This is a genomic window from Bacillus sp. CFBP9009 (assembly GCF_036541465.1).
GTDB lineage: Bacteria > Bacillota > Bacilli > Bacillales > DSM-1321 > Peribacillus.
The window spans coordinates 1-8,147 of sequence record NZ_JAZHFU010000041.1 but is presented as its reverse complement, the minus strand read 5'-3'; the positions used below and the strand labels follow the sequence as shown (position 1 = coordinate 8,147).

The window sequence follows — 8,147 nt, the reverse complement described above, 5'->3', positions numbered from 1 at the left end:
GATCCCTGAAAGATGATCAGGTTGATAGGTCAGAGGTGGAAGCATGGTGACATGTGGAGCTGACTGATACTAATAGATCGAGGACTTAACCAACGCTTTTTAAAAAATGAAATACCTTCTTATTATCTAGTTTTGAAGGAACAACGTTCCTTATATGTTTGGTGGCGATAGCGAAGAGGTCACACCCGTTCCCATTCCGAACACGGCAGTTAAGCTCTTCAGCGCCGATGGTAGTTGGGGGTTTCCCCCTGTGAGAGTAGGACGCCGCCAAGCCATTTATTAAGATCAGCCATCCGGCTGGTCTTTTTTTGCGTTTATGAAAATTATAATGCCTTGTTATTTTCCATTATAGAGAAGTTGTTATTACACCCTGAGAAGGGTGATATTGAAAATAAAAGTGAGATATTCTCCCAGCCATACTTAGACATGGGTCATTCAATCCGATTGTAAATTACTGGATAATTGTATTTAAATAAGAAGCAGTACATATATTTTAGCTAAAAAGAAATTTATTCAGAAACTGGTAACTAAAAAAGTGGAGAATATCGGATTAGAAGGAAGCCCTAATAAATGATAAAATACTTTGTGCCACAGCAAATAAAAGTATGCTTGAACTTTTTTGAACAGTAACGAATCCAAGGTATGGCTGTGCTTTTAAGGTAAATAAGATCAAAAATGAGCACTTCGAAATCCAGGAATAATGAGTATGAGTAATTGCTCTATAGTTATTAAGGACTGCTTCATGAGTTTGACACAATTAAATTAGCGCAGTATAATAATCCAGTAGAACGATATACTAAATAAATTTAACTAATTAAATCTAGCATAAGTGTTAATTCAATACCTTTTGTATTTAGAACGTAATCGGTTTTTAGTAGAACGATATACCAATACTAATTTTTTAGTAGAACGATGTACTAATAATGGAAGATTAGTAGAACGATATACTAGTTTTGCGAAAAGTTAGTAGAACGATGTACTAACTAAAGCCGGTTTACTTATTGTTTTATTTAGTACGTAATTTTGTTCTTGAATTTATGGTATGGGGCAAGGGGGCAACTTCTGAAAGGCTTAAGAATCAAATTGCATTTCGATAATTTTTTAATAGGGGTGTGTTACATGAAAAATCCATTTATAAAAATGGCCACTGGTTTATATATTAGCTATTTCATTTTAGGCATGATCAATATTATCATCGGGTCAAATATGGAAAATTTGTCCGACCAATTAAACACAAGTGCCTCAGGGATAAGTTACTTGGTTTCTGCTATAGGAATCGGTAAGTTAGTTTCCTTGTTTTTCGCGGGTAGACTGTCGGATAAATTAGGAAGGAAACCATTTGTCGTTTCAGCATCTTTTATCTACCTGATCTTCCTTATAGGCATACCTTTGGCTCCTAACTATACATTGGCATTTATATTTGCTGTATGTGCTGGTATTGCAAATTCATTTTTGGATGCAGGTACGTATCCAGCACTTATTGAGGCTTTTCAAAAGAAAGCTGGTTCCGCTACCGTATTAGTAAAAGCGTTCGTTTCAATCGGTGCCGCACTTCTTCCATTTATCATGGCGTTCTTTATAGCTAGAGATATGTTTTACGGGTATACATTCTTCTTAATGGCTGCTGTATATCTTGTTAATGGGTTTTTCCTGCTTAAGGTTTCATTCCCGGATCATAAAGCTCAAAGCCAAACTCAGAATGATGAACAAGCTGTGCCGGTTCAACAGCAATTCCTCTCAAAACCGAAGTTTGCTCAGGAAGGTTTGGCAGTCATACTATTAGGCTTCACATCAACTGCTTTATTCATGCTGGTTCAAGTCTGGCTCCCGAACTTCGGACAAGATGTATTGGGGCTAACCCAAGCTAAGGCTGTTCAATTGCTTAGTTACTATAGCATTGGCTCCCTTGTTTCTGTCATTTTACTAGCTGTTCTATTGAATAAAGTAATTAAGCCCATTACCGTCATGATTATCTATCCGGTCATTGCAGCATTATCTTTATTGTCACTCATTTACATCCAGCAACCATTTATAACTGTTTTGAGCGCTTTCTTCATAGGGCTTTCAACTGCAGGGGTATTCCAATTAGCCATGACAATAATCACAGAATTCTTCCCTGCCAATAAAGGTACGATTACTTCATATGTAAACATTGCAGGTAGTTCAGCCTTTATCATCATACCTTTCGTTACAGGTATCATTTCTAAGAGTACTGGGTTAACTGCGGTCTTCTTGTTTGATGTGGCAATTGCGGCAGTTAGTATTTTATTGGCCGTATTCGTTGCCTATCGATACAAAAAGGTAATTAAGGTTTCCAATTAAACAGTCTAGCCGAACATCAGTGGGGCATGAACCCCACTGATGATAATGATAAAAGGGGGAAACATCCATGCAAACAATCACGATCAAAGACGTAACGATCGGAGAAGGGGTTCCAAAGATCATCGTTCCTCTAATGGGGACAACTGAAGAAGAACTGCTTAAAGAAGTTGAAACGGTAAATGCGCTACAGCCGGATATCATTGAATGGCGAGTAGATGTCTTTGAACAAGTCGAAAGCTTAGAAGCTGTTTCAGATATGATTTCAAAACTTAGAAGTGCTGTTCCCAATACTTTGCTGCTTTTCACTTTTAGAAGCCATAAAGAAGGCGGAAACAAGGAAATCAGTGATGTTTATTATTTCCAACTTCTTCATACAGCAATTAAAACGAAGAATATTGATCTTGTCGATGTGGAGTTATTTTTTGAGGAATCATCAGTGAAGGAGACTGTAAAGGTAGCTGAGGAAAATGGCGTATACGTAGTAATGTGTAACCATGATTTCGATAAGACACCTGCAAAAGAAGAAATCATTTACCGATTACGTAAAATGCAGGAATTTGGCGCCCATATTCCAAAAATCGCTGTAATGCCCCAAACGGTTGGTGACTTACTCGTTTTATTAGATGCAACTTACACGATGAAAACAAAGTATGCCGATCGCCCATTCATTACGATGTCAATGTCGGGTACAGGCCTGGTCAGCCGATTATCAGGTGCGGTGTTTGGATCTGCTTGTACATTCGGTGCCGGAAAAGAAGCATCTGCCCCAGGACAAATTCCTGTTACTCAATTAAGAGATGTATTGGAGATCATTGATCAAAATATTTAACTCATAATTCCTTCCAATAAGGAATTTATATAAAACTTAAAAAATCAGGGGGAATAGAACATGAACATGGAAAATCTAGGACGAATTAATGGGAAAACAGAATTAGTAGGATTGCTGGCAACACCTATCGGACATTCTTTATCACCTGCCATGCATAATTTAGCTTTCGATAAATTAGGCTTGAATTGCGCCTATTTAGCATTTGAGGTTGGAAATGAAGAGCTGGAAGATGCAGTAAAGGGGATGCGTGCATTAAATGTAAAAGGATTTAACGTATCCATGCCTAATAAAATGAAGATCCTTCCATATCTAGATAAATTGGCAGACAGTGCTAAATTTTCTGGGGCCGTTAATACAGTTGTCAATGTTGATGGAAAGTTCGTAGGGCACAGCACAGACGGAATGGGATATACTCGGAACCTAAAAGAACATGGTATAGATATTAAAGGAAAGAAAATGACTCTTATCGGTTCTGGCGGGGCTGCTACTCCAATTGCCATTCAATCTGCGCTGGAAGGTGTGGCGGAAATCAGCATTTTTGCTCGTGATGATGCTTTCTTCCCGCAAGCAGAAGAGAATGTACGAATCATCAATGAAGATATGAAGCACTTAAATGTAAAAGCCAACGTATACCCTCTTGAAAATGTTGAACAATTAAAGGCTGAAATCGCAACTAGTGATATTTTGGCAAATGGAACTGGCGTTGGCATGAAACCCCTTGATGGCTTAAGTGTCATTCAAGACGAATCAATGCTGCGTCCTGATTTAATCGTAACAGATGTTGTTTACATCCCACGTAAATCAAAACTAATGGAACAAGCTGAGGCTGCGGGTGCTACAGCTATTAATGGTCTTGGGATGATGCTTTGGCAAGGTGCACTTGCCTTTGAATTATGGACAGGTCAACAGATGCCTGTTGATTACATCAAAGAGCAATTGTTTGCAGAATAATACGATTCCACTCTGGGGATCATTCTCCAAAATAGAGGTTTGTTCATACTTGATGTGCATCATCGTTAATTGATTACATTAAATGAGTGCAGATACCACAGAGCTAAGAAATGCAGGGAGTGAAATTCCTTGTTTTTCTTAGCGTTTTTTTTTGAAAAGTGGTTTTCATTTAAATGGATAACATAAAAGGGGAGGCTTTAATGTAATTACATTTTGCATTAAAGCGTTCTAGGGGAGAAACACAACGTGATTTATTATAGGGGTGTAATAATGAAAAATCAGTATTTTAAAGCGGCATCTGGCATGTATATTAACTATTTCCTGCTAGGGATGGTAAATATAATTCTCGCCTCAAACATGCCCTCTTTAACAGATCAATGGGATACAGACTCTACTGGCATCAGTTATCTCATTGCAGCAATAGGAATAGGCAGGTTACTCACGTATGGTCTTTCGGGAGTATTATCAGATAAATTTGGAAGAAAGCCATTGATCATTGTCTCTTCGGTAATAATGGGAGTTTTTTTATTAGGGATTCCCTTTTCCCCCACATATGAAATGGCGTTTGTATTTGCTTTACTTGCGGGAATATCGAACTCAGCCATGGATGCTGGTACATATCCGGCGCTAACTGAAATGTTTCCTGAATCTGCTGGTTCCGCCAGTGTTATGGTTAAGGCTTTTGGTTCTCTTGGTGCAACCATCCTGCCATTCATCATCTTGTTTCTTACTAGGAACGAATTATTTTACGGGTTTGCATTTTTATTACCGGCTGTAGTCTACTTCTTGAATATGTTCTTTGTTTTGTCCGCTTCATTTCCAAAAAGCAAATCCGATGCTGTCAATCATGAGGAGGATTTGCATAGTAACAGGTTCATAACTGAACCTAAATTTTGGAGCGAAGGAGTCGCACTAATCATAATTGGGTTTACATCAACTGCGTTATTTACAGTTTCGCAAATCTGGTTACCGAGCTTCGGCCAGGAAGTCGCAGGTATGCCATCTTCAAGTGCAATTAAATTATTGAGCTATTATAGTGTTGGATCACTGATTTCCGTCCTGCTATTATCCATCTTATTAAACAAATGGATTAAGCCCGTGACGGTAATATTGCTTTATCCAATGATTACTTTACTTACGGTAATCATCATATTAACGATTCATTCACCCATTGTCTTAAGTATTAGCTCCTTTTTCCTTGGAGCCTCGACAGCAGGGATATTTCAATTAACCATTGCAATAATGACTGAACTCTTCTGGAGGAAAAAAGGAACTGTAACAGGGATCGTTGCGACGGCTTCAAGTTTGGCGAGCGTCATTTTACCAATTGCAACGGGCTTGATCGCTAAGAGCGGGGATATATCGCATATATTTCTTTTCGATTGCTTTATTGCAACAATTGGAATTCTAGCTGCAGCTTTTGTTTATTACCGATATAAAAAATTGACACAGCACCAGACCATATTCAACCATGGCTAATAAATATGAAGGATTACTTAAAACTCCATCTTCTAGAACTAGGGTGGCGTTTTTTTTGGACTAATGAATATTTGATATAGATGTATTGGAGTGAGTATTAATCGATGGTATACCCATGTTCCGAAAGCAATGGTGTAATAATGACAGTAACTATATTATTATTATAATAAGAACATGATAATAATAAGTACATCAAAAATACATTCAAGATGGTGATTGAACTATGAAACAATCCAAAAAAGGGCGGGTCACGCTGCAACAGGTAGCGAAACATGCTGGGGTTTCTACATCCACTGCTTCCCTTATCGTTCGCAATAATCCTCGAATATCGGAAGCGACGCGAAAAAAGGTATTAAAATCCATGCATGAACTGGGTTATGTATACGATAGAATTGCAGCCAACCTAAGGTCGCAGAGCTCGGATACTGTAGGAATCATTATTACCGACATATCAAACACTTTTTTTTCTGAATTCCTGATAGGCGTTCATGACGCATTGGATGAGGTCGGTTATACAGTGTTGCTGGGAACTACATTCGACTCGGTCGCCAAGCAAGACCATCTCCTTTCAACCATGATGGAACATAGGGTGGGAGGCCTGATTCTTTGTCCTGTCTCTGAAAGCTCACAAGATACAATTGAAAGGTTAAATGAAATTGACACGCCAATGGTCCTTGCTGTTAGGGAACTACCTGGAGTGAATAGCGACTATGTAGGCATAGACTATCCAGAAGGAGCCAGGATGGCTGTTGATCATCTCCTTGGAAAGGGACATAAAAGAATTGCGCTCCTTGGTGGCATCAAGGAATCTTCTACTTGGATCGAGAGAATGGAGGGATACCGTGAAGCTCTTTCAAGAGCGGGATTGGAAGTGGATGAATCGCTGGTGATAGATAGTGCCCCTACCCGGGAGGGAGGGCTGGAGGCTGTATTGAAAGTACTTGAGAATCCTAATCCGCCTACCGCGATTTTTTGCTTTAGCGACTTAATTGCTTTCGGTGTTATGCAAGGATTAATGATGAAAGGATTTACTCCTGGAAAAGATATAGATATCGTTGGGTTCGATAACGTTCCAGTCGCAGAAATCTATCATCCTCCGCTAACGACCATTTCCTCATTCCCTAGACGTATTGGAAAAGAGGCAGCGAATCTCCTGTATCAGCAAATGGAGAAAATTGAACGTGATCAACAGCGAATCATATTGAATCCAGAACTGATTATTAGAGAGTCTTCCTAATAAAGAAAAATAAAAAGGTGATTAGATTACAGGAGGTTAGGTATCCATGCCGCTGTACCCTTTTCATCTTTTCTATTATTCTTTTATTGGGAAAATCAATTAAATGAAAGAGCTGGTCTTACTTAAGCGGTTCATAAATATCCCAGGCAACTTTCAATGAATCGACTATGAAGTCTGCAACTTCATCAACATCAAGATCATTGGTATTCACTTTTGAATGATGATAGGAGTATATTTCTTGTCTGGTGTAAAAGAGTTCTTCAATTTCCTCAAGGGACCGGCTTTGTAAAACAGGTCTACTATCAATAAGTAAGCCTATTCTCTCTTTCCAGTATTCCCAAGATAAGTCCAGGTAAAAGACAATGCAATTGGATAAACAGATATTCCGTATATCCTCTTGTAAAAATGCCCCGCCTCCAACTGAAATGATTTTCAATTGTTGTTGACTAAGGCTTTCAATCACACTTTTTTCTTTTTCGCGAAAAGCTTTTTCTCCAAACTTCTTGAATATTTCTGTAGTGGGCATATTGAATTCCTTTTCAATTTCTTGATCTATATCAATAAAGTCCCTATATAATTTCCTTGCTACTTTCTGTCCGATCGTCGTCTTTCCTACTCCCATAAAGCCAATAAAAACGATACTTTGCATCCTCAAAGATGTGTTTTTATTAATCATTTATAAATCCCTCTCCCAACTATTTTTATAATGATTAAAAGTCTATCCTGAAATTTTTAAAATATATTTATTATAGTACAAGAAAGTAAAATTGTAAAAAAATTTTTTAATATTTGGACAATGGGATTCGTGATTTAACGGATTATTTTTAAAGCAATCTATCCGAAATGAACAATCAGCTTTTCAGTATTTGATTTATACATCTGATTTACACGTTTACCTTCATCTATTCAGGTTGTTAATGCCATTACACATCACTGGCAGGTTTTATTGGTTTAGCCAAAAGCATTACTAGGTTGAAGGGAAATGTGTTGACTTTATGGTGGGAAAGGATTAATATAAATAAGCACCAACTAAGACAAACGAAAAACTTCATCGCTTTTGGCAGGTTGCTGAAAGAAATAATAACTATTGACTTCTTACTATGAAAATGATAAGATGAAATGGTCGCTGAAAAACACAGCGATTTAAAATAAGTTAAAAACTTCGCAGAAGTTGACAACTAATCAATAAGATGTTATGATGAATAAACAGCCGTTCGCAAGAACGAATGTGAAATTGCTCTTTGAAAACTGAACAAAACAAAGCGCCAACGTTAAATTTTAAGTGAGCACACACTATCAAAAAAGCAAATGAGCAAGTCAAACATTTCT

The 8,147-nt window shown here is 37.8% G+C and carries 6 protein-coding genes and 2 rRNA genes; 7 read left to right on the top strand and 1 reads right to left on the bottom strand.

Annotated features, from left to right (window positions below; genetic code table 11):
• From V3595_RS28510 to V3595_RS28480, 7 genes are all read left to right on the top strand, one after another.
• A 23S ribosomal RNA gene (locus V3595_RS28510) occupies positions 1–93 on the top strand; the annotation flags it as partial.
• A 64-nt stretch (positions 94–157) separates the two neighbouring features.
• A 5S ribosomal RNA gene (gene rrf, locus V3595_RS28505) occupies positions 158–273 on the top strand.
• Positions 274–1,119: 846 nt separating this feature from the next.
• Entirely contained in the window at positions 1,120–2,322 is a 1,203-nt protein-coding gene (locus tag V3595_RS28500; RefSeq protein WP_485911313.1) for an MFS transporter, read from the top strand.
• A 67-nt stretch (positions 2,323–2,389) separates the two neighbouring features.
• Positions 2,390–3,151: a type I 3-dehydroquinate dehydratase gene (gene aroD, locus V3595_RS28495; protein WP_137024052.1), complete on the top strand. Its 762-nt coding sequence runs from the start codon at positions 2,390–2,392 to the stop codon at positions 3,149–3,151.
• A 66-nt stretch (positions 3,152–3,217) separates the two neighbouring features.
• Positions 3,218–4,102 (top strand): shikimate dehydrogenase, encoded by an 885-nt coding sequence (locus tag V3595_RS28490; RefSeq protein WP_485911315.1) that lies wholly within the window; start codon positions 3,218–3,220, stop codon positions 4,100–4,102.
• A gap of 270 nt (positions 4,103–4,372) precedes the next feature.
• Positions 4,373–5,581, top strand: a complete 1,209-nt coding sequence (locus tag V3595_RS28485) for an MFS transporter (protein WP_485911311.1) — start codon at positions 4,373–4,375, stop codon at positions 5,579–5,581.
• Between the two features lie 223 nt (positions 5,582–5,804).
• Positions 5,805–6,818, top strand: a complete 1,014-nt coding sequence (locus tag V3595_RS28480) for a LacI family DNA-binding transcriptional regulator (protein WP_137020934.1) — start codon at positions 5,805–5,807, stop codon at positions 6,816–6,818.
• 118 nt (positions 6,819–6,936) lie between these two features.
• Here V3595_RS28480 and V3595_RS28475 read toward each other — a convergent pair whose 3' ends face one another.
• Positions 6,937–7,494, bottom strand: coding sequence for a shikimate kinase (locus V3595_RS28475; RefSeq protein ID WP_053533572.1), 558 nt, complete (start codon positions 7,492–7,494; stop codon positions 6,937–6,939).
• Positions 7,495–8,147 lie beyond the last annotated feature (653 nt).

Bases quoted from the DNA above. Each gene is read 5' to 3' on its own strand.
- aroD (WP_137024052.1), top strand. From the start codon at position 2,390: ATGCAAACAATCACGATCAAAGACGTAACGATCGGAGAAGGGGTTCCA.
- V3595_RS28500 (WP_485911313.1), top strand. From the start codon at position 1,120: ATGAAAAATCCATTTATAAAAATGGCCACTGGTTTATATATTAGCTAT.
- V3595_RS28480 (WP_137020934.1), top strand. From the start codon at position 5,805: ATGAAACAATCCAAAAAAGGGCGGGTCACGCTGCAACAGGTAGCGAAA.
- V3595_RS28485 (WP_485911311.1), top strand. From the start codon at position 4,373: ATGAAAAATCAGTATTTTAAAGCGGCATCTGGCATGTATATTAACTAT.
- V3595_RS28475 (WP_053533572.1), bottom strand. From the start codon at position 7,494: ATGATTAATAAAAACACATCTTTGAGGATGCAAAGTATCGTTTTTATT.
- V3595_RS28490 (WP_485911315.1), top strand. From the start codon at position 3,218: ATGGAAAATCTAGGACGAATTAATGGGAAAACAGAATTAGTAGGATTG.